This window comes from Virgibacillus sp. 7505 (genome assembly GCF_002272135.1).
GTDB lineage: Bacteria > Bacillota > Bacilli > Bacillales > Amphibacillaceae > Terribacillus.
Window position 1 is genome coordinate 1 of record NZ_NPBF01000181.1, and the last position, 274, is coordinate 274.

1 pseudogene is annotated in these 274 nt (G+C 47.4%); it reads left to right on the forward strand.

The annotated features are described in order from the left end of the window. Positions 1 to 41: 41 nt before the first annotated feature. Positions 42 to 274: pseudogene (locus tag CHH91_RS18505) on the forward strand (YfcC family protein); the annotation flags it as partial.

Here is a 274-nt window from a genome sequence, read left to right on the forward strand (position 1 = left end):
TGCGGTATGCGGCAAAAGTAAAGACTCGTCCCAAGGAGAGCTTGACTTATACAGAAGACAAACCGAAACGGCTCATGTACAAAGACGCGCTTAATCAACCAATGAAGCCGATCCACAGCCGGCAAATGGCTGCGATTGCGACGTTGCCAATTTTCTTTGCGATCCTTATTTACGGGGTGACACAGCTTGGCTGGTTTATGCTTGAAATGTCTGGGTTGTTTATTTTCATGGGCATTGTTGTAGGCCTGATTGCCGGGCTTTCGCTCACAAAGAT